This window comes from Rhodococcus sp. P4_F3_2, assembly GCF_056401335.1.
The window spans coordinates 1-403 of sequence record NZ_JBFUJN010000250.1 but is presented as its reverse complement, the minus strand read 5'-3'; the positions used below and the strand labels follow the sequence as shown (position 1 = coordinate 403).

General features: G+C 37.9%; 1 pseudogene. It reads left to right on the top strand.

What is annotated here, in order from left to right:
* Positions 1-403 (top strand): annotated as a pseudogene (locus tag AC1DWA_RS33605) (Putrescine importer PuuP); the annotation flags it as partial.

Below are 403 nucleotides of genomic sequence, written 5' to 3'. Positions count from 1 at the left end.
GCTTTTTATATGCTTTAGGCCGTGAATCCGTACTGCCTCAAAAGGTATTTTCATATATTCATCCAACGTTTAAAACGCCCGTGGTGAATATCTTGTTTGTTACCGCTTTTTCGTTTTTGGGAATGTTCATTGATTTAAACACAGCCRTCACTTTTGTCAGTTTCGGTGCCTTAACCGCTTTTACATTTGTKAATGTATCAGTCATTGCCCATTTTTATATTAAGTTAAAGAAACGGTCGTTTACTGAAACAATACTCTATTTAATCTTCCCTTTGATCGGAGCGGCATTTATCGGATGGCTGCTCACACTGTTAAACAAAGACACTCTTTTGATTGGTGTCGCCTGGCTTACTGTTGGATTTCTCTATTTTTTTGTAAAATCTCGACTGTCGGCTCCTTTTGT